This is a genomic window from Marinomonas sp. PE14-40 (genome assembly GCF_051623805.1).
Taxonomy (GTDB): Bacteria; Pseudomonadota; Gammaproteobacteria; order Pseudomonadales; family Marinomonadaceae; genus Marinomonas.
Genome location: NZ_CP130700.1, coordinates 729,514 through 755,004, shown reverse-complemented (window position 1 = coordinate 755,004; position 25,491 = coordinate 729,514). Strand labels below are relative to the sequence as shown.

Below are 25,491 nucleotides of genomic sequence, written 5' to 3'. Positions count from 1 at the left end.
CTTTTAAACCAAATTGATTGACAACATTTACTACTAAATATTTTATGCAAGAAAATAACCAAGACACCAAGCCAACATCGAACGATAGCCTAAACCGCCGCTTTTCTATTGCCCCAATGTTAGATTGGACAACTTCTGATTACCGTGTTTTTGCTAGATCCTTAAGCAAAGAAACCCTGTTATATACAGAAATGGTAACAACAGGAGCGCTTCTAAAGGGTGATAATCCTGAGCGATTTTTAAGGTTTGAGGATATAGAGCATCCCATTGCCCTGCAACTAGGTGGCTCAGATGCAAATGCTTTAGCACAATGCGCCAAGCTCACTGAAAAATTTGGTTATGATGAAGTTAACCTTAATGCTGGTTGCCCAAGCGATAAAGTTCAGCATAGTTTAATTGGTGCAATCTTAATGGCCCACCCTGAAAAGGTGAAAGATGCCATGAAAGCGATGCAAGATGCTTGTTCTATTCCCGTCACGCTCAAGCATAGGATTGGTCTTGATGATCAACAAGATTACAGCATAGTTAGAGACTTTATTGGTGATGTTGCTACGACTGGCACCAATACTTTTATTGTTCACGCTAGAAATGCAATTTTGGCAGGGCTAAGTCCTAAGCAAAATCGTGAAGTACCGCCATTGAAATACGATTATGTTTATCGTTTAAAACAAGACTTCCCTGACTTAGAGATCATTATCAATGGCGGAATCAAAAGTCTTGATGAGTGTGAGCAACATTTAAACCACGTTGATGGCGTGATGGTTGGGCGTGAAGCCTACAATAACCCTTGGATTTTAAGCCAGGTTGATTCACGTTTATTTAATCAAACAGATCAAGTAACAAGCCGTATTCAAGCCCTATTAAATTTTGTTCCTTTTGTTGAACAAAGATTAAATAACGGCGAAAGACTATCCCATTTAACTCGTCATATTATGGGAATATTCTTAGGACAGCCTGGCGGTAAACAGTTTAGACGTTACCTTTCAGAGCAAGGACATAAAAAAGACGCATCAATAGATGTGCTAAAACAAGCCATTGATTTGGTAAATGAACAGTTAACTAGAGCGAAGGAAATTAAAAATGAGCAATAAGCTTTCTCAACTAAAAGCCTTTACCACCATTGTGGCTGACACCGGTGATATCGCAGCCATAAAAGAATATATGCCTGAAGATGCAACGACTAATCCATCCTTGATGCTGAAAGCTGCACAAATCCCTGAGTATGCTCCTTTTATTGATCAAGCAATCACTTGGGCAAAAGCACAAAGTGATGATATGAACCAACAAATTATTGACGCTTCTGACAAATTAGCCGTTATTGTTGGTGCTGAAATACTTAAAACCGTTCCAGGTCGTATTTCGACAGAAGTTGATGCACGTCTATCTTTCGATAAAGATGCAACGCTTGCTAAAGCTCGTAAATTAATTGCTTTGTATGAAGAAGCGGGTGTCTCTAAAGACAGAGTGCTAATCAAAGCAGCATCTACATGGGAAGGCATTAAAGCGGCTGAAGAGCTGGAAAAAGAAGGAATTAACTGTAATCTAACGCTACTCTTCTCTTTTGCTCAAGCAAAAGCTTGTGCTGAGTCTGGTGTATATCTAATTTCTCCATTTGTTGGCCGTATTCTTGATTGGTACAAAAAATCGACTGGAGAAGAATATACAGCGGAAACAGATCCAGGTGTTGTGTCAGTCACTGAAATTTATAACTACTACAAACAGCATGGATACAAGACAGTTGTGATGGGCGCTAGCTTCCGTAACATTGGTGAAATTGAACAGCTTGCTGGTTGTGACCGCCTTACCATTGCGCCGGCTTTATTAGGTGAACTTGAAAAAGATACTGGCACCTTAGAGCGCAAACTAACGCCTGTTACTGATGTCGAATCAGCACCAGAAGCGATTACTGAAGCTGAATTCCGTTGGGAAATGAACCAAGATGCTATGGCAACTGAAAAGCTGTCTGAAGGCATTCGTAATTTCGCAATTGATCAGAACAAGTTAGAAGAAAAACTAGCTGCATTACTTTAATGCAAGGTATAGCCTTTATTTAGATATAAAGACTATTACTCATTAAAAAGCCGTAATAATTAGATTTATTACGGCTTTTTATTGTCAATTACTTAGTTTTGTATTGCCTGTTCAACCGCTTTTTCAGCGTGAATCAAGCTAGTATCATAAATTGGAAGGTTAAGACTCTCTTGAGAGATAAGTAAACCTATCTCAGTACAACCAAGAATAACTGCCTCAGCCCCCTCTCCCCTTAATTTTTCAATAATATTCAGATAAGCCTCTTTAGACTTTTGAGAGCAAATACCCAAACACAGTTCATTATAGATAACGTCATGAATGGTTTTAGCATCATCATCAGTTGGAACAATAACATCTAAACCATATTCAGCCTGGAGGACTTGCTTATAAAAAGTTTCTTCCATGGTGAAACGTGTCCCCAATAGCGCGAGCTTGGCTATCTTGTCTTTTTTTAATTTATCACCGGTTGCGCGTGCGATATGTAACAAGGGGATTGAAACAGACGCTTCAACTTGGGTAGCTACTTTGTGCATAGTGTTTGTACATATAAGCACAAAGTCAGCACCTGCTGCCTCTAAAGAACGAGCAGCTTCAATTAAAATCTTACTTGCTGTCTCCCAATCACCTCGGTGTTGGCAGGCTTCAATCTCAGCAAAGTTCAAACTTATCATACAAATTTTGGCACTATTTAACCCACCAAGTGCTTGCTTAATGCCTTCATTGATTTGTTTGTAGTATGTCGCTGTGGATTCCCAGCTCATCCCACCTATTAATCCGATTGTTTTCATAGCACCCTCTATTATTCATGATTTTATGTTGCTGATAGTCTATTTAAAGCCAAAAGGGGAATGCATTATTAGTGACAGTTTTAGAATGTATGATAATACAGATGTGATGATGACAATTTTCGACAAGTACTTATTGGGTAGATAGCCATGAAACATCATGGCTGTATTTTTGAAAGGGAAAGGGTTACTAACTATTAAACTTCATATAAGTTGAGCCATGATGTTGATAAATAGACAATTGGGAAACGTTAGGACAGCCTTCACAACTTAAATGTAATGTAAGCCCTTGTCTTCTTGGACTCGGATTATCTGCAATATTTGTATCAGTTGTTACTTTTTCATCGACACTGACATGTAATCCATTCCTGTCATCTTCATTACGTTGAAACACTTCTACTTTTTTCTGATGCATATAACTCGAGCCACAATTTGGGCACTCTAGTGGCAAGCCAATATCATTTTTATAATCACCAAATGCTAATTTCATAGATCGTCCTCGTTTCTAAAAATGTTTAGTTCAATATAAAAGTACCGTCTTAAAAGTTTCTTAATTTGTGTATACAGCAGAATTCCATACCTGCATAAAAATATCAATATTAATTATTTTTTCGAAACCAAACTGCTGATAAAGACCATGGGCATCTGAAGTCGCTAGCATAATTCGCCTTAATCCTTGAAGATCCTCATGGGCTAAGATATTCGAAACAAGTTGTTTACCTAAGCCTAGGCCGCGATAATAATCATCAATGTAAACATCAGCTAAATAGGCGAATGTTGCCTTGTCTGTAATCATGCGACCAAAACCAACAAAGATCTGTTCGTTTTGTTCATTGATTGATAATAATGAGAAACACAAAGAGTGTTTTAATCCTTTCTCAAATACATCTATCGGTATTCCTTTAGCCCAATAGCTATTGCTAATAAAGCCGTATAATTTGGGGATATCAATGTCACCTTGTTCGCAACTAACCCAGTATTTTTTTGTCTTAGTTAATGTCTGACACATAATTTACTCATTCATTCCTTTGTATTATGGAAAAATTATTAGGATTTAACCCATTAACCTTTATAATGAGTACGTTTTCAACCTGTTATGCAAGTGTTTTAAGAGAGATAAATGTCCAATCTGAACCTTAATATATCTTTATTAATGGAGACTTTTATAAAGAAGTTTTTTAAAGCGATGGATAACGCAATAAAAGAGTTAGACCTACCTATAACTCATCAAGATACAATGCTGATTATGGTCACATTTCGCTCACCAGGCCTTACGATTGGTGAGCTGGTAGAATCCGTTTGTCGTGATAAATCCCAGATCACACGGAAAATAAAAGAGCTGGAATCTAAGAACCTTCTGATTCGAAAATCTAGCGAAACAGATGCAAGAGTTTCAAAAATGTACCTAACAGATGAAGCAAAAATTATTGCTGAAAAGTTAGATGTGACTCGCAGCCAAGTATTAAATAAAATGCTTGTTGGACTAGATAAAGAAGAAGCATCTAGTTTAGCCATGATACTTGGTAAGCTCTCAGTTTAAACTCAGTTTATGAGCCTTAAAGGCTCATAAATGAACCCCGCATAACTAAATACTCGCTCACTTCACAAAGCTTTATGATAAATTTACACTTTCAAGATTAAGGGTGAGGTAAATTTAGCTCACTACAGCCATTTAATTATTACTCTATTTAATCGCTTAGCTTTTCTGCATTTTATACGGCTTAGTAATAACCACACAGATACTCATTTGAAAAAGTAGTAATTTAATAATCCAGATTTATTCAAATCGAGCTAGACATTCATACTAGACAATTTATACAAGGATGAAATTTTGACACTTAATACTCATAATGCGAGAGATTACTTCCATCAACTTAATGATGATTATCTTAGTCTCCATAAAGAGAAAGAAAACCTATTCTGGCAAACCTACATGGGAACAAGTGATCAGCATGAAGCATTTGCGACAGCTGAATCAAATTTAAATGCATTTATTTCCTCCCCTCTTCGCATTTTAAAAACTCGTGAGTATATCGAGCTTGTTGAGCAACATGACAATGACACCTTACATGGGTTAAAAGGATGGCTATCATTTTTTGAAGCTAATGCGATAGAAAGTGAGTCAGGTAGAGAGAAAATGTCGGCACTGATTAAAAGTGAGGCAGAGCTTTTTGCTAAAAGACAAAAATACATAATGCATTATAAAAACGAGAAAGGGATTAGAACACCAGCCTCTCTTACTGTTTTATCGGCAAATATTAGTAATAGCGATTCGGAAGATGTTAGAAAAACATCACATCAAGCCTTGTTAGATCTTGAGCAATGGGTGCTTGATAATGGCTATATTGAGTTAGTGAAACAAAGAAATGAGTTCGCTAGAGACCAAGGTTATAAAAACTTTTTTGATTATAAAATACAGAAAACGGAACAAATGAGTTGTGAAGAGCTTTTCATAATCTTGGATGATTTCGAAAAAAAAACGCGTTCAGGCAACTTACATAGCATCGAGACACTGTCTAAAAATAAAGGCTCTGATGCAAAGCTTGGTCATAACTTTCGTTTTATGTACTCAGGTGACGCTAGTCGCGAATTAGACGCCTATGTTCCGTTTGCAAAATCCTTACAACGCTGGGTTGAGTCATTTGGTCGACTTAATATTGATTACTCAGGTGCTGAACTAACACTCGATTTATTGGATAGAGAGGGTAAATATCAGAACGGTTTTTGCCATGGCCCCATCCCTTCATTTATCAATAAAGGCGACTGGCAAGCCGCTAAAGTTAACTTTACAAGTAACGCTAAACCGGATCAGGTTGGAAGTGGTTATAATGGTATTAATACACTTTTTCATGAAGGTGGGCATGCAGCTCACTTCGCCAACGTAAAACAAAATGCGCCTTGCTTCTCTCAAGAGTTTGCTCCTACTTCAATGGCCTATGCCGAAACTCAGTCTATGTTTTGCGATAGTTTATTAAACGATGCTGATTGGTTGAAACTTTACGCTAAAAACAACGATGGCCAACCAATACCAGATCAGCTAATTAAATCACTTGTTGAATCTAAACAACCTTTTCAATCTTATGAAGAGAGAAGCATCTTAGTTGTGCCCTATTTTGAACAAGCTGTTTACAGTGCAGACGAAACTTTATTAACATCTACATATTTAACACAACTAGCAAGAGCAACTGAGAAGTCAATTTTAGGTCTAGAGACTAGCCCAAGACCATTGCTTGCTATCCCTCACCTCTTATCTCAAGAAGCAGCCTGTTCTTATCAAGGGTATTTACTGGCTCATATGGCTGTGTATCAAACACGTGCTTTCTTCTTAAAAGCTTTTGGCTATTTAACTGATAACCCTAAAATTGGACCGCTACTATCTGAACATTATTGGAAACCTGGCAATAGCATTAATCATAACGCGACACTGCAAAGTCTTACGAAAGAAGGTTTCTCTGCAAAATATTTAGCTGATCAATGTAACAAGACAAGTGAGCAAGCTTGGCAAAGTGAAAAAGCAAAAATCGAGGCGCTCAAAACACGAAGTCAAAGCAAGGCTACAAGTTTAAATGCGACTATTACCTTGGTAGATGGCGATCATGTGATCTCAACCAATCAAGTAAGTGATGATGAAATGTATCATCAGTTTGAGCATTATATTAATAATCGTTACTTTACTTCTTAGTAGAAAAAATCGTTTTCTTTGAGCGTTTGATTGAGCACGGCCTAAATAAGGCCGTGCTCAAAATTTAAATGCTTGGTTTGTGAAAGCCTGTATAACTCGATACAGCATCTAAATTTAATGTCTCTTCTCTTTCCTGTAGCTCTACGAGAGCATATTCCACTTCGTACCATTCCCCCTCATAAAGATAATTAAAACTTGCGGAGCCTGTCTGCCAATCCTCAGAGATTGCAATTTTTAAGGTAAGGTTTTTACTCTCCATAGGCTGTCCACCAAATTGAATGGTGGAAAGATCAAAACCATCCAACACAATCAGAACATGATTTGCACTGTCATTAGATAAATATGACCATTCGCCATTAAGATGTGAAATTACATTCACGGGAGGGTTAGTAGCTTGGTAGACATTGCCAACACCATTAACAGTCTTATCTGGGCCATTAACGACCAAATTCAACCTGAGAGTAGCACTGCCTAAATGAGTTTGACCTGAGATTTTTTGTGTAATGCAATATGATACATGAAACATTCCCTGTTGATTTTCAGCTTGTATACTCATGTGTTCATCCTTATACGTCAAATTGACTTAATTGATTACAAACATGACTACGCATCCTTGTTAAGGCTGTAATCTATTTTGAGCATAGTAAGCTTTTGTGAAAAAGCTAATTACATTGAATTACATCTGTTATTCAGGGTGAATTTAGTTCAGTTTAATCTCGAACTTATGATATTCAATATCAAACTTATAAAAAGACTGTCCTATTACTTTAAAGCCAAGATTTAAATAAAAGTTTTGATTATCTTTTCTTGCATCACACCAAAAATAATCTACACCTGAAGAGGCTAAATCTTGAATAATATGAGAAAGTAACTTCCTGCCAATCCCTTTTCTTTGATAAGAGGTAATCGTAGCGAATTTTCTCAACCTAACACGACAAATGCCGTTTATTGTCTTGAAATATAGGGAAGCAACACTCACTAATTGATTATCTATAAATACGCCATAATGCTTTGCGTCTTTATCTTCTTCTATTTGGCAAAATATTTCAGGCCGATGTGGCCATAGTACTTGTTGCCTAATGGGTAAGCACTCTTGCCATGTGATAGCTTGTATGATCATGAATTCTAGATTTAATACCTGTTATTAAATATGCCTATTTTTGCCTTTTATAACAGATATAAAGGGTCAAACGAACATGAATTTAATTTAGGTACAATTTTCTACATTGAATGAATTATCAAACATTTTTTTTAGATTAAATTACAAATAAATGCTTTTGTAACGCTAAGGTAATCAAACAGTTAATTGGTTACTTTATGATTATGACACTGTTCAGATGCTTTATTAAAAGTAGTCAGAAATCTGGGATATTTAGCTAAAAACGTATGGCTAAAATAGACACCTACAGGCATCGATCTGGCAATAGTTTTCTCCAATTTTGCAAAATTATTACTTCCTTTTAATGCAGCTTCCGCGACAAATTGATTTTCCATGAAAGCGTCCACCCTGCCTGTTAAAATCATATTAACCATATTATCCAATGCCATAGTTTCTGCTGTGACCTTATATTGATTTTTTTGAGCCAATGGACAATATTTGAGCCTCTGGTTCCGACAATTTTTGCATTCTGTCTGAAATATTTAGAGTTTGTGTTCGTTCCAGATCCTTTCAGTGTGTACCAAACCCAGTTTTGAGGTGCAATATCAACAGATCTAGTGGCATATTGATCTCTTGATGCGTTCCATGAAGCAGAGAAAAAGCCATCACTAATACCCATCTGAGTATGCTGTTGCGCTCTACTCCAAGGGACAACTTCTATAGTTAAATCAATATTTAACCATTCAAAGCTACACTTTAAGTGATTAACACTAATACCGGTTAATTCACCATGTACGTCATAGTAATGATATGGCGGCCATAGTTTGGTTGAGAGTTTTACACTATTAGGAAGTGCATAAACGGATTGACTGGAAATAAAAATAACACAGCATAGAATTAACCTATACATAGCTGTTTACCTTTTGAACTGAAGCTAAGGAGGTTGCAAATAAAGCGACTCCTTTCGGATCTTTGAATAAAACCTTGACGGCATTTCAGAAAAAGAACCTCCCTATATTATCCCTTTTCAAAAGATACCGACACTGACTTACTATTAATCAAGCGCAAAGTGACGCTTTGTTTGGCACTTTTTCAAGATACCTTAAAGAGAGAAGTGAGAAGAGGCGACATAATCGTAACCTCCCTTAGTATAGGTCAGAAGAATTGTAGATTAACAACTTATTTAGTTATTAATATCAAATTAAAAAATTTCTCTATAAGCAAATAAGCCTTGGCTACCGCCTGTATGAATAAAAAGAACATTTTCACCTTTCTTTATTCTTCCGTTTTGGCAGTAATCAATTAATCCTGCCATTCCTTTACCGGTATATACAGGGTCTAAAAGAATGCCTTCTAATTGAGCACATAAATTAATAGCATCCACAACTTCTTGAGTATGTATGCCATAACCTTTGCCTACATAGCTGCCATCTGTGATAACGTCATCTGCAATGTCAGCCCCGCCTTTACCAACTAACTTAAGTGACTCAGTTAATAAAGAGATAACAAGCTCTTTCTTAGTTTGAGTATCTTGGCTAACACAAATACCATAGACAGGTAAGTTAAACTCAGTGGCCTTAAAGCCAGCAAGTAATCCTGCTTGAGTGCCTGCACTTCCAGTCGCTAAGACCAGTTTATCGAAGTGAATATCGCTTGATTTTGATTGCGCCATAATTTCATTAGCACATTGCACATAACCCATACTACCTACCGCACTAGAACCGCCAAGAGGGATAACAAACGCTTTACGACCTTCATTAGCTAATTTAGCTTTAAGTTTATAGGCATAGTCTAAACAGTCCACTCCCTCATCGACTCTATGAATATTTGCGCCGAATAATTTATCTAACAAGACATTACCATTACCGTAATAATCTTGCTTTACAGTTCCCTCAACATCTTCAAGTACTAGTTCACAATTAAAGCCATATTTTGCCGCTGCTGCCGCTGTTTGGCGTGCATGGTTCGATTGAATACCGCCTAATGTAATTAGCGTATCAACGTCCTTTCCCCTTGCTTCACCTAATAAATACTCAAGTTTACGTGTTTTATTTCCACCACCAGCAAGGCCTGTACAATCATCACGTTTAATGTATAAGTTGATACCAAGATGCTCAGAAAGCCTTTGCATATGCTCTATAGGCGTTGGCTGGTGGCACAATGACACACGTGGTAATTGATCAAATGAACTCATTAGTCACTCCATATTGAAAGATATAAATCACGCTTTAATAGTTGAAATTCTGATCATTAATCAACCGTTATATTGGGTAGGCACGTTGAGGCTTCCAGTCTCAATAAACACTTACTAATTCGGATTTTGAGATTAAATCGAAGCTGTCTTCAGCTTTACTTTCAGATTGAATTTGAATGTAGAAACTCTCAAGTAATAATAAGCATATACACGTTAAGAATATGCTTATCTTTATTTGGAATATAGACTAAATCAATTGTTCTGCTTGCGCAATAAAGTAATTATCGATTACTTGGTACTTTCACCAATTTGGTATGCTTTGGGTTAAAGCGCTTATAACCAACGTCTTCAAACTCAACAAAAATCATTTCGTGTCCATCACTTTCCTGTCGAATGACGACACCTTGACCAAATTGATCATGACGGACTTTCTCTCCAGGCTTTAACTTCCCACTAAAATGATTTTCTGCCTGATCAACCGTTTGGTTTAGTGTAAGACCAGCCATATTGAAATACTTGATAACCTGAGCGGCATCTTTTACTTCTAAAGGGGCAGACTGTTCTTCAAACTGTCTTGATAATACTTTCTGGGTAAGTATTGGCTGTGACTCAAATATGAAGCGTGAAAGATCAGACACCTTTTTTGTATTCACTGCTCGCTCTGCTAAATCAAGGCGTTTACTTTCTTTTTTATCCGGCTTGTTAAGTAGCACAAGTCTCTGCTTTGCTCGGGTAATACCTACATAAAAAAGTCTTCTTTCAGCTTCTATAAGACGTGTATCAACTTTATTCGCCTCATAGTAAGGAAACTGCCCCTCTTTAAGGCCTGCCATGATAACTAAATCAAACTCTAAACCTTTCGCTTTATGTAAGCTCATTAGGTGCAGTCCATCTGAGCTATTAATTTGATCTTTCTGTTGATCTTGAACTGCGAGATTTTTTAATTCATCGAGTAAAGATTTTGCATCAAGCTGAACTCCAGCTATATAAGCAATAAATGATTCGCAAGTAGCAACTTTTTCATTGTATTGAATATCTTTACTACTGGTATTCTCAAAATAACGATATATCCCTAATTTATCTAATGTATTGATAATGCCTTTATCTGGTTGTTTCTGATAAAGAGTCAGACTTCTTAACCAATCAGCACGCTCAAGTAATTTTTTTGCCCGCCAGCCACCCGCTTCATCCGCCATACTTTCAAGCATTTGAGGAATAAGGTGAGGAGATGCTATTGCCCTTTGATTGACAACTTTTCTCTGATTAGGTGGGATACCTAAACTAGGCACTGTCATCAAATAGCTAATATCGTCCCTATTATAGAAAATACTCGCGTCATCAAAACCACCAGCCATAACGGCAATGTAAGCCATTAACATTCGAATTTGACGGTTTTCGAATAAAGGGGAATCACCATGCAATTGATAAGGAACTTTTCTATGCATTAATGCCAATTGAATGGGTACCATATCGCTGTATAAACGAACTAATACGGCAGCGTTAGATAGTGTTCCAACGCTATTACCCCATTGTTTTAACTCGGATAATAATGCTTTACCCGTTTTATCATATTGAGCGAATGCAAACTCAGTGTCTTGCCCTTTACCTATGACACAATGCTCTTGTTTAGCGGCTGATTCGTTCGTGTCTTTCTTACTGTTATAGGCAAGTAAGTTTGTTGCCATAAGTCCAATTTGATGCCCAAAACGGAAGCTTGTACTTAATTCGAATCGACTAATAGGTTTGAAGTCTTCATCTATTTGGTTCTGCATTATGTCTGGTTTCGCACCACGCCATTCATAAATACATTGCTCAACATCTCCTACCATCATCCAGTAACTCGATTCTTGATAGAGTTTTTTTAACAGAGCATATTGGCTGTCATTTATGTCTTGAAACTCATCAATCAATAAATGGCTATATTTAGGCACTAACCCTTGGTACAAGGCTGTCTGCTCTTCGTTCGCATCCTGAATGAAACTTAAAGGGTCGCTGATGAGGTCAGAGAAGAAACGTATTTTTTTACGCTGACGTAAGACTTCAAATTGTTTATACAAAGCAGGAAAGAAAGCCCTCTCCTTAGACCATTTAGCGTCATGGAATACGGCGTTAGCTGATTGAGTTGATGACTTCACTTGATCAAGAAATAAGATAGCGTCTTCAAGCCAGTCTTTTTCATCATGTAATTCAATACTGACATTCATGCGAACGAGTTGCTGCATAGCTTCACGCAGCAATTTGACTAAAGAGAAATCATCCGCAACAAGTTGAGCGCGCTCAATTAGCTGCCTTTGTTCCATTCTACGCGCTAACTTCATTCCAAAGCTATGGAACGTCATCACATCAGGACTTAACGCACTTTGCCTCTCAGCGCTTAGGGAGAGTCTTTGACTGAACTCTTCTTGAGCGCTTTTGTTAAACATGAAGACTGCAATTTTATCTGGCTGCACGCCCTGTTCAATAAGGTAGTTAATTCTGGAAATTAGTGTCGTTGTTTTACCTGCGCCAGCAACGGCAATAATTTTTGAATGGGTGTCTATATTAGATTCAACAACAGCTTGCTGCTCTATCGTTAGCGGGTTTAGCATCATCAATATAATCTATTTACATGATCTAAGTACTTACTTATAAGTACCTAGATCTATTAAACCAAAAGTGTTTTGTTTAACTATTTTTATTTATCTTCAAACAGATTACCAATCTCTCGATAAGCGAGATGTTCTTTACCGGCAATTTTACCTATCGCTTCACCGCAAATCACAAGACGCCTTTGCAATCTCGCAAAAAAAACGCCGTTAGTCCGAGCTATAAGCGGTAGACTTGATTGATTAACATCATCAGCCATTAAATCCACTACCTCTCCAATTTTCTCACCTATTTCAACTTGATCACCAATATTCTTGTCATAACAAACTATGCCTGCACAAGGGGCTTTGATTAAGTCCATCGCATCTAGTGGGTAGTAGTTAAGTTCACTGGTATCGACCCTTGCGACAGCTTGATCAATAACGTCTCGTTGGCAAAGGTAATCAAAAATAGCTTCGGCATCACCTAGTGCTTGTTCTTGGCTAATGTCATTTTCGCCTCTTAGTTCCAATGTTAGAGACCTCGCTCCCCATGGAACTAGATGGGCATAATGATTTTTTAGATGTCGCCAAACAGAGACATTGGTCTCATCAAATGAGTGTGCACCCGTCTCTAACTCTGACAAAGCAACCTTAGCCCCCATTCTTGCGAGCAATGGCGCAAAATGGACTTCAAACTCTTGAGCGACATAAGCATGCATTGAGGCTTCACCAGAACAATGTAGATCAAGAACCTCATCAGCATCCATGGACATGGCCAACAAGGTTTTCTTTAAGCCCTGCAATTCAGTGGTTTCAGGCAGAAGCTTAAGCTCTTCGGCCATAACTTGACGAATAAGTTTAGCATTGTCCTCTTGGTTAGATGTTACCTGACCTTTGATCTTTTTTTCGACCTTATCACCAAGCTGAGGCCAGTTACGGTTAAAGTTGCCACCGCCATCTGAGAATGCAAATCGTCCTGGTATATAACCATGAAAATTCTGAGCTAAGCCAATTGGGTTAGCCACAGGAACGATCGTAATCTCCCCTTGAATTAAGCCAGCTTCATCCGCTTTTGTTAACAACTGAATCAATTTATTAAGTACAAGAAAGCCTGGCCATTCATCGGCATGTAAACCAGCCTGAAGATAAATTTTTGGTCTTGCCCCAACTTCACCAAAATGATGCGCTTTAATCATACGCGCTGTGCCAGGCGTTGCAGAGGGCAATATATGGGAAAGGATTTGATGAGACATAAAATAACCTTAATTCAACAAGATAAATCGAGCCCAATATAATACGATAAAATAATGCTAAAGGATTGAACTAAAATAGAATTTTTATATCGAACATTAGGTAATTCTAATTCACGTCATTGACCCATTATAGATAGGATCATTTATGTTAAAAAAATCATTATTAGTCTCTGGTGTCCTAGCATCATTGATTAGTACCGCAGGCGCTCAAAACTGGCAAGACACCTTAGAGGAAGCAAAGGGTCAAACTGTTTATTGGAACGCATGGGGAGGCTCAGATAACATTAATGCTTATATTGATTGGATTAAATCAAGTGTTAAAGATGAATACCAAGTTAACTTGAAACACGTAAAACTGGCTGATACCGCCGATGCTGTATCTCGAGTACTTGCCGAAAAAGCGGCTGGCAATAATGCAAATGGGTCCATTGACCTTATTTGGATTAATGGTGAAAACTTCAGAACCCTAAAGAACAATAATTTACTTTTTGGTCCTTTTAGCCAGGGGCTGCCTAATTATCAATATATAGATGAATCCAGCAAAAAAAGTTTAACTCAAGATTTTGGTACGAATGTTGATGGTATGGAATCTCCTTGGGGAGCAGCGCAAGTCATCTTTATGTATGACACCGCCACAGTATCACAGCCACCAAAATCAATGGCTCAACTATTAAATTATGCCGAAAATAATCCTGGCCGTATTTCTTATCCTGAGCCGCCTCAGTTTTTAGGTACTACTTTCTTAAAACAAGCTCTGATTGAGACAACTCACTACCCTTCAGCGCTTTCTAAGCCAGTTTCACAAGTGGACTTTGATCAAGTGACTCAGCCTTTATGGTCATTCTTAGATAAGCTACACCCTAATACTTGGCGCTCTGGTACATCATTCCCTTCAAGTTCTGAGCAAATGATGCGCTTACTAGACGACCAAGAAATAGACCTTGCCCTCAGTTTTGATGTTTCAGCGGCATCAGTTCAAATCGATCAAGGTAATCTGAGTGATACGGTTCGGTCCTATGTGTTTGATAGAGGTACGATAGGTAATACACACTTTGTTGCTATTCCCTATAACTCAGCATCAACAGCTGGAGCTCAAGTCGTTGCTAACTTCTTATTATCGCCTAAAGCTCAAATTAAAAAGCAGGACCCAACAACTTGGGGCGATTTAAGTGTGTTAAGTTATAGCAAACTGGCCCAAGCAGATCAGACTGCATTTAATAACTTACCTAGAGGTATTGCGACGTTAACTTTGGCCGAACTCGGTGAAAGCTTACCTGAACCGCACGTATCTTGGGTTGAAGCACTCGAAAAAGAATGGCGTAAGCGTTACGCAAAATAGATCACGGATCTTCTATTGCTTCAGCACTCTCAATTAGGTGCTGAAGCTCATCAAACACCTCATTTAGATATCATCAAGATTGGCATTTAACCTAAACAGGTTTATGCTTTTCGCTTTTAGACTCAGAAGGCTAAGTCATTGATAACGCTATCCATCTCGAAATTTGCAGTCAAACTGAATGGCTTAGCGACCGCATCACGCCTGATAACCCTTTTATTTGTTCTACCCATCATTCTTGGTTTAATTGGCACATTATTACCCGCTTTTGATTATCTACCAGCCTTATCTCATTACCAATTCAGCCTCAAACCTTGGTTTAATTTATTTGAATCTCCCGAGCTTTGGGGAAGCATCAAACTCACCTTGTTAAGCGGTCTACTTGCTAGCCTTATATCATTTATTATTGCCTTCTCAACTATCTCCGTATTTTATGAAAGCCGTTGGTTGATCAGCATTCGAAACACCTTGGCACCTATTTTGGCTATCCCACATGCTGCAATAGCAATTGGCTTAGTGTTTATCTTAAGTCCTAGCGGTTGGATTGTTCGACTTTTTAGCCCTTGGTTAACGGATTATGAAAGGCCTCCTATCTGGGTCAGTGTACAAGACCCTTATGGGCTATCACTTGTATTAGCACTCGTTGTTAAAGAAACCCCCTATTTGCTGTTTGTTATCTTAGCGAGCTTAGAACAAATTAAGACCTGTGAACTGATCAAAGTTGGCACAAGCATGGGTTATTCCCGCTTAACCGTTTGGCGAAAAGTCATTTTACCTATTTTGTACCCACTTATCAGGCTACCGCTTTTAGTCATACTGGCCTTTAGTTTAACAGTGGTTGATCTATCATTAGTCATTGGACCGAACACGCCTTCCACTTTTGCCGTTACCTTATTTCACTGGTTTAACGATACTGATTTAGATATGCGCTTTACTGCATCGGCGGGTGCAGTTTTGTTAATGCTGATCATTTTATTTTCTGCTGTTTGCTGGGAAGGCTTGTATCAAATGATTGTATTATTTGATCGTAAGCGTTGGAGTAATGGAAAACGAACAACTTTATTAGCCGCTATTTTTCACGGTGCGGCTTTGACCTATTTGGTCTGTATGTTGTTAGCTGTACTGTCTCTTGTTGTTTTACCTGTTTGGGCATTTACTCACAGATGGCGATTCCCTGATATTTTGCCAACTAGCTGGTCTTTCAAAAAAATTGAGCAGCTTAGCCCCTTACTATTTGAGTTAGCCTGTGTCAGTTTGATAATCGCATTTGCAAGCACCTTGATTGCACTATTTATTAGTATTTTAATGCTTGAACAAAAACGTAATCGTCCTAAAAGCACTAAATGGTTCGACCGCTTTATCTATCTACCAATCATTTTGCCTCAAGTTGGTTTTTTATTTGGCATTCAAGTATTTCTAATTTGGAGTAATAACAGCGGCTCTTTAGTTGCAGTGATTGGTTTACACCTACTCTATGTATTGCCCTATGTTTACCTCACTTTATCTGGCCCATATTTAGCCTTCAATCAATCGTTTTATAGCCAAGCTGTTTGTTTAACCAAAAAGCCTTGGCACTCATTTGTCCAAGTTAAACTTGCCATGCTTAAACCCGCTTTATTTAGTGCTTTTGCATTAGGTATAGCTGTGAGCTTTGCTCAGTACTTACCAACGTTAACTGCAGGTGAAGGTCGCATTAATACACTCACAACAGAAGCTGTCGCATTGGCTGCATCTGGTGAAAGAAAAAAGGTTGGTAATATGGCGATGCTACAAGCATTATTTCCCTTGTTAATTTTTATGTTAGCTCAATGGTTGCCCCGAGTATGGACACAATATCGCCTGAGATTAGCCAATTTCTTTCATGTTTAAACCTATTAATAATTTATTGAGACGCATGTGTTAAGAGTAAAAGATTGTCATTTAAGTATTGCCGGAACCCCTCTAATCTCTAAACTTTCCTTTGAGATAGATAATGGCCAAGTATTAACTTTGATGGGACCAAGTGGCTGTGGTAAGTCTAGCCTGCTTAATTACTTATCTGGTACGTTAGAAGCTGGCTTTGAAGCAAAAGGCTGTATCGAACTTAATCAAAAAAGAATTGATACACTTTGCACTCAGAATCGAAATGTCGGTATTCTTTATCAAACACCTTTACTGTTCCCACATATGACTAATCTTGAAAATCTTTTATTTGCGATAGATGCAAAGCAACAAGGATTGACTGCGACAGAAAAAAAGAAACTTGCTATGTCTAAACTAGCTGAGCTTGGACTTGAAACTAAAGCGAATAATTTACCAAAGTCCTTATCTGGCGGTCAGCAAGCTCGTATTGCGCTATTGAGGACATTACTATCAAGTCCTGACTACCTGTTGCTAGATGAACCTTTCAGTAAACTTGACCCAGAGTTAAGGCAAAGTGTTAGGCGTTTTACGTTAGAACAAATTAAAAAAGCTAACATTCCTACTTTACTAGTGACCCATGATGAAGATGATTTTGACGCTATGGGTGGTGAGTTAATACAAATGCGAAATATTAGTAATCTTTCTTAAATTATGGAACAGTTAAAGTATATCAGTGCTTACCCAAGCCATTTACAAGCTCAAATCCAAACATTGATAGAGCAAGACAAACTTAAGCATTACTTACTATCCCGTTTCCCTGAGCCTCATAAAATTACCAATGATAAAGCCCTAAGAGATTATGTTGGTAATATTAAGAACCAGTATATGAAAAAGTCTGCCAATTTAAGCAAAATACAATATGACAATAAAATACACCTAGTTAATAATGCTTTAGGTATGCACTCTTACGTTTCACGCATCCAAGGAAGTAAATTAAAAAGTAAAAACGAATTACGCATAAGCACCTTGTTTAAATCAGCCCCTATTAAATTATTAAACATGATTTGTGTGCATGAGTTAGCCCACCTCAAAGAGAAGGATCACAACAAAGCCTTTTATCAATTATGTCAATACATGCTGAGTGATTACCATCAACTTGAATTTGATGCACGGGTATACCTTACTCAAGTTGAATTTTTTGGAGAAATATACTGATATGCAGCCCTAAAGCTGCATATTCTAGTGTGTGATATAGTCTTACTATTAAGACAAGAACAATCAATGATTTGTGAAAAATGATCTATTTGGAGTGCCAGTCCAACAGCGTGACAGAAATGGATGATCCTTAGTCAGAAAATAACCATAGCTTCCTTTTGGAAACTCATCCGAGTAAGTAATCGCACCATTACATTCATCTAGATCACCTGCGCCTTTTACATACTGCCAATCTTGATTAAATGTGCCATCATAGCTCCCATCAGGATTGTTACTGCCGCCAGGTCTTTGGCCTTCTTTTAATCGATATGAGGACGTTAGCATTTTTACCCCATCACCTAAATTTCCTGTGAGTGCATAAACAGGGTAACCATCTGCTGCCCAACCAATCTGTGGCGAGTGTTCCGTTGCTTTCCAGCCAAGGTTTTGCAATAAACCTACAGGTAGACCGTGGTAATGATAAGCACCTGTAGGTTGTACGTGAGCATTATTTTCATCCAGTCCTAGCGGCAAAGCGCCACCTAGAGCATCATAATTCCATCCCCCACGTTTACCTTGCCAATATTCTGCTGTCTGAGCTTCAAAAGGTACCCCATTCATCGCAACCCCCCAATACCACTTTGCTGAAGAGGTGATTTTTCCAGTCTTACGTGGTTTTGTTGTCATCGTAAATCGATAATCCCTTGCTTGAATTCGGTTTGGATTATTTTTATTTGGAAAAGCACCTACCTTATGTTCAGGAATACCATTTGAAACAATCACTCTTGTGTTCTGATCTATCGTTACTTGCATCAGGTTTGATTGGCTTAATGATGAGTTAGCTTGAATGAGTACTATTTCGCTCACACTTGTTTCTGTGTGGCTTCTTGAAGGTGGCCCACCAGATACCATACGCCCGCCTTTTTTACCTTTACCATGGCGATCTTTAAGGTTATGTGTGCTTCCGCCAGTACTATTACATGCTGTAATAAGAAAACTCATACCGGTAATTGATGCGATCAAAATAGTTTTGTTTATCATTTGCTATTCCTTAAATGACGTTGGAACAATAGTGACAGGACCACTACCCGCCTCACCAAAATCTAACACGAGCGTAAAAATTTGAACCAGGCCTTGTTTATTGAATACCTGAATACCTTGGTTATGACTAAAAGACACTTTAGATTGAGCTTTAATAACCAATGGAAAATCTATCAGGGTCTGAGTCTTGCCAACATTTGTCTTTATACTATCTAGAACCAATGACTTATGACCACGATTTCTCAAGGTCAAACTAATATTAGCTTTGTTATGGGTGAATTCTGCCTCATCCAACTCGATTACAAGATCCGATGTATGTGATCCTGTATGAGCGAGACAAAAGCTGCTAAAAACGAACAAGGTTAGGGCTAAAGTTTTGCGCATTAGACATCTCTTTATTAATTGTTACAGATAATAAGCTTTTGCTTAGAATTTGATTCGTTTTAACATGTAAATTTATTGTCATCGATTCTTAAAATTTGTTCTGGAAATTAATATCAAAATACAGAGATATGCACTTTTACCCAGATTAAAACGGTTAATACAGACGTTAACTTGTGATTACTCACCCCTACTTAACCGTTAAGCCTATCTAATTGGTGTTGTCTTTATTCAAAGCCTTTATACTCCTTCCTTACACTCTGACATTAGCAAACTAAGATAATTTATGATTACTCAAACACAAACAATTGATTTAAATACAGCAACAGGTGTGATGCGCTGCACTCAATATAAGCCTGCTGAAGAAGGTCAGTATTCAAGTATTATTTTTTATTCTGAAATTTTCCAAATTACAGCCCCTATAGAAAGAACCGCTCGTATTATGGCAGGCCATGGTTTTGTTGTTCTTGTGCCAGAAGTTTTCCATGAGTTAAATCCTATAGGTACTGTTCTTGCTTATGACGACGCAGGCAAAGATAAAGGAAACGAAGATAAGTTTACAAAGCCACTTGAAGCTCACGACTCTGATACTCAAGCCATGGTTGAATATCTAACAGAACAAAGTTACTCAAATGGCCGAGTTGGCAGTATGGGCGTATGTATTGGAGGGCATTTAGCCTACCGTGCAGCACTAAATGAATCTATTTCAGCTAGTTTTTGCTTATATGCCACTGACATACATTCAAACACTCTTCCTTGTGAAGAAGGAAATGATTCTCTAGCAAGAACCAAGGATATGGATGCAAGTTTTTGTATGGTATGGGGAAGACAAGATCCACACGTTAGTCCAGAAGGTAGGCAGAAAATTTATCAAAACCTAATGACAACAGAACGTGATTTTACTTGGCATGAATTTAATGCTCAACATGCATTTATGCGTGATGAAGGCGATAGATATGATGCTCAAGTTGCACTGGAATGCTATAAGTTATCCACGAGCTTTTTTCATAACTCGCTCTAATTACTTGTAGAGGAGCAGTGTTAATACTGCTCCTATATTTAAGATTTAATGCCTTTAGCGGTAACTCGGTATTAAAGTGCAAGAACCAATATCAGAAGAAACCCAAACCTCACCATCTTGTATAGTGACATTTAATTGCATAGATCGTTGGCATAGTTTTTCAAGTTCCACCACTTCAGCCTCAGCAAACCTTAGTACTTTAAGGTTTGTAAAACGTGACAGTTTTCCTTGATTCTGTTGCCACCAAATATCAGACTTATCATTATAATTAACTATGATAACGTCTTTACCACGACCACATGCTTTTCTTAGGCGCTTTTCATCCGGCTGACCTAAATCTATCCAGAGAGTAATATCGTCTGACAATGTTTTTTGCCATAAATCAGGCTCTTCATCTGTACTAATGCCCTTGCAAAAAGACAGTTGTTCATCCCCTGTCTTTTCATCAGCCAGCAAAGCAAAGGTGATCAATCTAACCATCATTCTTTCTTCAGTTTCAGATGGATGCAGGGCAAGTGTAAGGTCATAACCCTGATAGTGAGATCTATCCATATCTGAGACTTGAATACTTGCTTTGAAAACCGTCGATTTGATCGCCATTTTTACTACTTTTATAAAATAATGTTAATTAAATTAAGCATTTGAACATGATTAATCACTTGTGCGTGGCATTGTACCTTAACCGATTAAATTTAATAGCCTAATCCGCTTGTAAAAGAGCTAAGCTGAGGCTGATTTAATGAGGTTAAGTTCATGCATTCCTTAAGTATTGGGCCTATTTATTCAGCTAATAAAGATAATTTAGTTATTTCGATATAGCTTGTTGACATAGATTAATTATTCAAGCCTAATACTCATGCTTAGTTAATTATTAAGCGACAACATTTCATTCACTTAACACGCACAGTTTGGAGGTAAATATGAATTATCAAAAATTTAATACAGTTTGCTCCAATCTTGTTAATCAACAGTCAACTAAAGCTGCGTACTAAGTAATCAATATTTAGCCGCAGATCCTATGCGGTGATTAAATACTATTAAAGCATATGGTCTCGGTTTTTATTTAAATCTGGAGATAGTTATGACTTTTATTGCCCTATTAAACGCGATTAAAAACTACTTTGAACGTATTCACGCCCAAAGAGCACTCAAGCATCTTGATTCTCACTCTTTAAGAGATATTGGTTTTTATAACGATGAAGGCCACATTCGCCCTTTATCTGGTGACCTAAATAGTCTTTCCAATAAAGTAAAGATTAGCCATAGAGTCATTGCTGAAGACGAGCGAATACCGCAGAGAAGTGATGGTTAAGCTGTAACTGCTTAGATATATTGAGTTTGTTTCAAGTATTTAAGCAGTTAAAACATTCTCAGCCTTGCTGAGCCTGAATGTAAAAACTTTCTTTACATTCTTATAAGCCGAATAAAGTTTCCCTTTATTCGGCTTTAATCATTATATTAAATGGAAAATTACTGATCAGATAAGATTAAGCTAATTTCTTCAAGATGAGCTTTGATCTTTTCCAGACACAATTTAGTTTCTGTGTCTTTCATATCATTTCCTTCTAATAGTACGTAACGATCTTGATCTAAGTTCTCAAAGCGAGAAAAGTAAAAAGAGTCGCGCCAGTATTTACAAGGAACAGCTTTGATATTCAGGTATTTTTCACACGCTAGCTCATCTTTCAAATAAGCAAATACACCTAACGCCTTATGCTTATAAGCTTTAATTGAGACACCTTCAGGCCAACTGCCAAGTCGAATATCTAAATCACACTTAATGTCTGAATTTTCTTTCTTAACATACACTTTTTTGACTTCAAAAGACCCACGCCATTTTGAGAACATTTCACCGTTGAATATTTCATTTTCGATATATTCAAAGTTTGATTCAACTCTATCAGCAGTTGCTTTGATCTTGTCTGTCATGATTTATGCACCTTTATGTGAAACCTATTAAAACGCATTAGGCTTATTACCTGAATTCTGTTTTAAGGAATTTACCTAAAAAATTAGGCGCTTACTTTACAATATTGCAGAGAGTAAGTTTGATGAGTTGTTTTTATATATTGATAAGTTTTACTGACGATTTAGCAGTTTCAAATAAGGTAATATGCGCCCTCTAAAAGCGAGAAGGTATAAAATGCAAAGCGCAATCTGGTCAGAAAAAAATTATTTAACTTACCTGTCTGGTAGTATTTTTTCGACTCAAGGAATTTGGATACAACGAATGACGCTTGGCTGGATGCTGTGGCAACAAACCCACTCTGAAAGCTTACTAGGCATTCTCGCATTTTTATTGTTTGTTCCATCTATTATCTTTGGCCCATTATTTGGCGTGCTGGTAGACCGTGTGGATAGGCGCAAAGCCGCACTGACAACAAGTCTAATATTGGCATTTATTTCTTTATGCTTAGCTTTATTGACACAAAAAAATCTTATCAATGACGTTAATTTGCTCTTTTTTGCACTCATTATTGGCATTAGTAATAGCGCATATCAAGCGATTAGACTTTCTTTTGTACCTGAGCTTGTTAGCAAAGAGAACATGCCAAAAGCAGTCGCAATCAATGCAATCATTTATAATACATCTCGATTTATTGGTCCTATGATTGCAGGCTATCTCATCAAATATCAAGGTGAAGCAGTGTCCTTATTTCTAGTTGCTGCTTTCTATCTTCCGTTAATTTTTGTTTTGAACAAATTACGACTTAAAGAGTATCAAGCTAAAAACAAAACTTTTACTTTTATTTCAGATATAAAAGCAGGTTTTAGCTACACATTAAAGTCAGCCATTATCTCAAAATTATTACTGCTTATTTGTATCTCTGCAATTCTCGGTCGTGGGCTATTAGAAATTTTACCTGCTGCCGCTGAAATGCTATATCAAGGCGGTGTGGAGGCGCTTGCTTGGTTAAATTCTGCAGCTGGTATTGGAGCTATTGTGGCAGGATTCGTTCTATCAAAATTTTCGTCAAAACAACTTTTGACAGCACTAAAAATTGCAATCGTTTCATCAGGATTTTTGATTTGTGGTTTTAACTTTATGACAGGGCTTGAGCTAGGATTAGTTTTAATTGCGTTATTGAGCTTTAGTGCCACAGTATGTGGTGTAAGTACCCAGTCACTGATTCAAATTTCAGTTGATAGTCAGTTTAGGGGAAGAGTAATGAGCTTATGGGGAGCCATAAATTTGGGCGGCGCTGCGATTGGTGGCTTAATTTTTGGTATCGCAACTGAATTCATAGGCTATGAAATAGCCTTTATTCTATTGGGGCTTATCTGTGTTTTTATCTCGTATTTCACCAGTCGAAAAATTTCACTTTAAACATATGAGCAAACAAGGGATACCCTACAATTAATAAATGTAATAATATTATAGAAATTCATACATTTAGGTTATATGCATGAGTATTTATGATATTGAAATAACCCAAAGCAATGGCAATACTTACCCATTATCAAACCTCAAAGGTAAAGTTCTGCTTATTGTTAATACTGCGAGTCAATGTCGTTTTACCCCCCAGTATCGAGCCCTAGAAGAATTACATAAAGAATATAGCCGTCAGGGCCTTATGATTTTAGCCTTCCCTTGCAATCAATTTGCCAAACAAGAACCTGAAAGAGCGGATAAAATTGAAAGCTTTTGCCAGCTCAATTACGGCGTAACTTTTGAACTACATAAGAAAATCAAAGTAAATGGCCCTGATTCTACCCCTCTTTATCAATACTTAAAGCAACAGGCGAAAGGGTTATTTGGCTCTCAATCTATCAAATGGAATTTCACTAAATTTCTTGTGAATCAAGATGGTACTAAGATACATCGTTTTGCACCAAGCGTTGATCCTATCGATCTCGAAGATATGATAAAAAGCTACTTATCTCAGAGTAAGACGTGAAAAACGTTAACAAAGATAACTATCTGATATAAAAAAACTCGCCGTAGCGAGTTTTTTTTATTTGTAATGACCTTACTTTGTGATGATAGGTGTATTACACACGACATCAGCATTTTGACCACGATGACGAAGCAGGTGATCAAGTAATGTAATGGCTAACATAGCTTCGGCAATTGGCGTTGCACGTATGCCGACACAAGGGTCATGACGACCTTTAGTGATGACATCGGCTACATTACCCTCTCTATCAATTGTTTTACCAGGTACAGTAATACTAGAGGTTGGTTTTAAAGCCATATGAACAACAATATCTTGGCCAGATGAGATACCACCTAGTACGCCACCAGCATGATTAGTGCTGAAGCCTGTCGGCGTCAATTCATCTCTATGCTGACTCCCTTTTTGCTCAATAACCTCAAAACCATCACCGATTTCAACACCTTTAACGGCATTAATACCCATCATAGCTTTGGCAATGTCAGCATCAAGACGATCAAAAACGGGTTCGCCTAATCCTGGCATCACATTGCGAGCAACAACAGTAATTTTTGCACCAATTGAATCGCCTTCACGCCTTAATTCTGTCATATACTTTTCAAGCTGAGGGATAGCGTCTGGATCAGGGCTGAAGAATGGGTTCTGATAAACTTGGCTTAGATCTTTTACTTCCAGTTTGATTGGACCTAATTGAGATAAAAAACCATTTACTTCAATATTGAATCGAGTTTTAAGGTATTTTTTAGCAATCGCACCAGCTGCAACTCGCATTGCAGTTTCACGAGCGGATGAACGGCCACCGCCGCGATAATCTCTAAAACCATATTTCTGATCATAAGTATAATCAGCATGCGCAGGTCTAAACGTATTTTGAATATTGCCGTAATCTTTTGATCTTTGATCGGTATTTTCAATCAAGAGACCAATAGATGTGCCCGTTGTTTTACCTTCAAATACACCTGAAAGAATTTTAACCTGATCTGGCTCTCGTCTTTGAGTTGTATACTTTGAGGTACCTGGCTTACGAAGGTCTAAATCCTTCTGTAGGTCAGCTTCAGATATTTCTATTCCTGGCGGGCAACCGTCAACAATTGCGCCTAACGCAATGCCATGGCTTTCACCAAAGGTAGTGACTTTAAACAGAGTTCCAAATGTATTACCGGACATAG

The 25,491-nt window shown here is 37.7% G+C and carries 26 protein-coding genes; 12 read left to right on the top strand and 14 right to left on the bottom strand.

Annotated features, from left to right (window positions below):
- Positions 1-44 precede the first annotated feature (44 nt).
- Complete coding sequence (dusA, locus tag Q0A08_RS03590) at positions 45-1,091, top strand: tRNA dihydrouridine(20/20a) synthase DusA (RefSeq protein WP_438464925.1); 1,047 nt, start codon at positions 45-47, stop codon at positions 1,089-1,091.
- Positions 1,081-2,031: a transaldolase gene (tal, locus tag Q0A08_RS03585; RefSeq protein WP_438464923.1), complete on the top strand. Its 951-nt coding sequence runs from the start codon at positions 1,081-1,083 to the stop codon at positions 2,029-2,031. The genes dusA and tal overlap by 11 nt, the downstream gene beginning before the upstream one ends.
- A 92-nt stretch (positions 2,032-2,123) precedes the next feature.
- Here the strand turns inward: tal and Q0A08_RS03580 are convergent, their stop codons facing one another.
- The 3 genes from Q0A08_RS03580 to Q0A08_RS03570 all read right to left on the bottom strand — a co-directional run bounded on the left by Q0A08_RS03580 (position 2,124) and on the right by Q0A08_RS03570 (position 3,825).
- Entirely contained in the window at positions 2,124-2,819 is a 696-nt protein-coding gene (locus Q0A08_RS03580; protein ID WP_438464921.1) for an aspartate/glutamate racemase family protein, read from the bottom strand.
- Between the two features lie 187 nt (positions 2,820-3,006).
- Positions 3,007-3,306 (bottom strand): hypothetical protein, encoded by a 300-nt coding sequence (locus Q0A08_RS03575; protein ID WP_438464920.1) that lies wholly within the window; start codon positions 3,304-3,306, stop codon positions 3,007-3,009.
- A gap of 60 nt (positions 3,307-3,366) precedes the next feature.
- Positions 3,367-3,825 (bottom strand): GNAT family N-acetyltransferase, encoded by a 459-nt coding sequence (locus tag Q0A08_RS03570; protein WP_438464918.1) that lies wholly within the window; start codon positions 3,823-3,825, stop codon positions 3,367-3,369.
- Between the two features lie 111 nt (positions 3,826-3,936).
- Here Q0A08_RS03570 and Q0A08_RS03565 point away from each other — a divergent pair, with 111 nt between their 5' ends.
- Together Q0A08_RS03565 and Q0A08_RS03560 are read left to right on the top strand one after the other, a co-directional pair.
- Complete coding sequence (locus tag Q0A08_RS03565; RefSeq protein WP_438464916.1) at positions 3,937-4,356, top strand: MarR family winged helix-turn-helix transcriptional regulator; 420 nt, start codon at positions 3,937-3,939, stop codon at positions 4,354-4,356.
- Positions 4,357-4,647: 291 nt separating this feature from the next.
- Entirely contained in the window at positions 4,648-6,498 is a 1,851-nt protein-coding gene (locus Q0A08_RS03560) for a M3 family metallopeptidase (RefSeq protein ID WP_438464914.1), read from the top strand.
- A 64-nt stretch (positions 6,499-6,562) separates the two neighbouring features.
- Here the strand turns inward: Q0A08_RS03560 and Q0A08_RS03555 are convergent, their stop codons facing one another.
- The 6 genes from Q0A08_RS03555 to Q0A08_RS03530 all read right to left on the bottom strand — a co-directional run bounded on the left by Q0A08_RS03555 (position 6,563) and on the right by Q0A08_RS03530 (position 13,611).
- A complete protein-coding gene (locus tag Q0A08_RS03555; protein WP_438464913.1) occupies positions 6,563-7,054 on the bottom strand; it encodes a DUF1842 domain-containing protein in 492 nt (163 codons plus the stop codon).
- 144 nt (positions 7,055-7,198) lie between these two features.
- Positions 7,199-7,618, bottom strand: a complete 420-nt coding sequence (locus Q0A08_RS03550; RefSeq protein WP_438464911.1) for a GNAT family N-acetyltransferase — start codon at positions 7,616-7,618, stop codon at positions 7,199-7,201.
- A gap of 182 nt (positions 7,619-7,800) precedes the next feature.
- Positions 7,801-8,046 (bottom strand): hypothetical protein, encoded by a 246-nt coding sequence (locus tag Q0A08_RS03545; protein WP_438464910.1) that lies wholly within the window; start codon positions 8,044-8,046, stop codon positions 7,801-7,803.
- A gap of 752 nt (positions 8,047-8,798) precedes the next feature.
- Positions 8,799-9,791, bottom strand: coding sequence for a D-cysteine desulfhydrase (locus Q0A08_RS03540; RefSeq protein ID WP_438464908.1), 993 nt, complete (start codon positions 9,789-9,791; stop codon positions 8,799-8,801).
- A gap of 281 nt (positions 9,792-10,072) precedes the next feature.
- Positions 10,073-12,382, bottom strand: coding sequence for an ATP-dependent helicase (locus tag Q0A08_RS03535; protein ID WP_438464906.1), 2,310 nt, complete (start codon positions 12,380-12,382; stop codon positions 10,073-10,075).
- Between the two features lie 83 nt (positions 12,383-12,465).
- Positions 12,466-13,611 (bottom strand): succinylglutamate desuccinylase/aspartoacylase family protein, encoded by a 1,146-nt coding sequence (locus Q0A08_RS03530; protein WP_438464904.1) that lies wholly within the window; start codon positions 13,609-13,611, stop codon positions 12,466-12,468.
- Between the two features lie 145 nt (positions 13,612-13,756).
- Between Q0A08_RS03530 and Q0A08_RS03525 the strand changes: the two genes are divergently transcribed.
- The 4 genes from Q0A08_RS03525 to Q0A08_RS03510 all read left to right on the top strand — a co-directional run bounded on the left by Q0A08_RS03525 (position 13,757) and on the right by Q0A08_RS03510 (position 18,004).
- A complete protein-coding gene (locus tag Q0A08_RS03525) occupies positions 13,757-14,950 on the top strand; it encodes an ABC transporter substrate-binding protein (RefSeq protein WP_438464903.1) in 1,194 nt (397 codons plus the stop codon).
- A 138-nt stretch (positions 14,951-15,088) separates the two neighbouring features.
- The gene (locus Q0A08_RS03520) at positions 15,089-16,816 is read left to right on the top strand and encodes an ABC transporter permease (RefSeq protein WP_438464901.1); all 1,728 of its coding nucleotides are present in this window, start codon (positions 15,089-15,091) and stop codon (positions 16,814-16,816) included.
- Positions 16,817-16,843: 27 nt separating this feature from the next.
- The gene (locus Q0A08_RS03515; RefSeq protein ID WP_438464899.1) at positions 16,844-17,497 is read left to right on the top strand and encodes an ATP-binding cassette domain-containing protein; all 654 of its coding nucleotides are present in this window, start codon (positions 16,844-16,846) and stop codon (positions 17,495-17,497) included.
- 3 nt (positions 17,498-17,500) lie between these two features.
- A complete protein-coding gene (locus Q0A08_RS03510; protein WP_438464898.1) occupies positions 17,501-18,004 on the top strand; it encodes a M48 metallopeptidase family protein in 504 nt (167 codons plus the stop codon).
- A 63-nt stretch (positions 18,005-18,067) separates the two neighbouring features.
- On the opposite strand, the gene Q0A08_RS03505 is transcribed toward Q0A08_RS03510, so the two are convergent.
- Entirely contained in the window at positions 18,068-19,024 is a 957-nt protein-coding gene (locus Q0A08_RS03505) for a YHYH protein (RefSeq protein ID WP_438464897.1), read from the bottom strand.
- 3 nt (positions 19,025-19,027) lie between these two features.
- Entirely contained in the window at positions 19,028-19,408 is a 381-nt protein-coding gene (locus Q0A08_RS03500; RefSeq protein WP_438464896.1) for a hypothetical protein, read from the bottom strand.
- Positions 19,409-19,691: 283 nt separating this feature from the next.
- Here Q0A08_RS03500 and Q0A08_RS03495 point away from each other — a divergent pair, with 283 nt between their 5' ends.
- Entirely contained in the window at positions 19,692-20,426 is a 735-nt protein-coding gene (locus tag Q0A08_RS03495) for a dienelactone hydrolase family protein (protein ID WP_438464895.1), read from the top strand.
- A 54-nt stretch (positions 20,427-20,480) separates the two neighbouring features.
- Here Q0A08_RS03495 and Q0A08_RS03490 read toward each other — a convergent pair whose 3' ends face one another.
- Positions 20,481-21,026 (bottom strand): YaeQ family protein, encoded by a 546-nt coding sequence (locus Q0A08_RS03490; RefSeq protein WP_438464893.1) that lies wholly within the window; start codon positions 21,024-21,026, stop codon positions 20,481-20,483.
- Between the two features lie 481 nt (positions 21,027-21,507).
- Between Q0A08_RS03490 and Q0A08_RS03485 the strand changes: the two genes are divergently transcribed.
- A complete protein-coding gene (locus Q0A08_RS03485; protein ID WP_438464892.1) occupies positions 21,508-21,738 on the top strand; it encodes a hypothetical protein in 231 nt (76 codons plus the stop codon).
- 158 nt (positions 21,739-21,896) lie between these two features.
- Here the strand turns inward: Q0A08_RS03485 and Q0A08_RS03480 are convergent, their stop codons facing one another.
- Positions 21,897-22,355 carry a hypothetical protein gene (locus Q0A08_RS03480; RefSeq protein ID WP_438464891.1) on the bottom strand — a complete coding sequence of 153 codons (459 nt, stop codon included), beginning with the start codon at positions 22,353-22,355 and terminating at the stop codon, positions 21,897-21,899.
- A 214-nt stretch (positions 22,356-22,569) separates the two neighbouring features.
- On the opposite strand from Q0A08_RS03480, the gene Q0A08_RS03475 reads away from it, so the two are divergent.
- Together Q0A08_RS03475 and Q0A08_RS03470 are read left to right on the top strand one after the other, a co-directional pair.
- Entirely contained in the window at positions 22,570-23,754 is a 1,185-nt protein-coding gene (locus Q0A08_RS03475) for an MFS transporter (protein WP_438464889.1), read from the top strand.
- A gap of 79 nt (positions 23,755-23,833) precedes the next feature.
- Complete coding sequence (locus Q0A08_RS03470; protein WP_438464888.1) at positions 23,834-24,325, top strand: glutathione peroxidase; 492 nt, start codon at positions 23,834-23,836, stop codon at positions 24,323-24,325.
- 72 nt (positions 24,326-24,397) lie between these two features.
- Here the strand turns inward: Q0A08_RS03470 and aroC are convergent, their stop codons facing one another.
- Positions 24,398-25,489 (bottom strand): chorismate synthase, encoded by a 1,092-nt coding sequence (gene aroC / locus Q0A08_RS03465; protein WP_438464886.1) that lies wholly within the window; start codon positions 25,487-25,489, stop codon positions 24,398-24,400.
- Between the last annotated feature and the right edge of the window lie 2 nt (positions 25,490-25,491).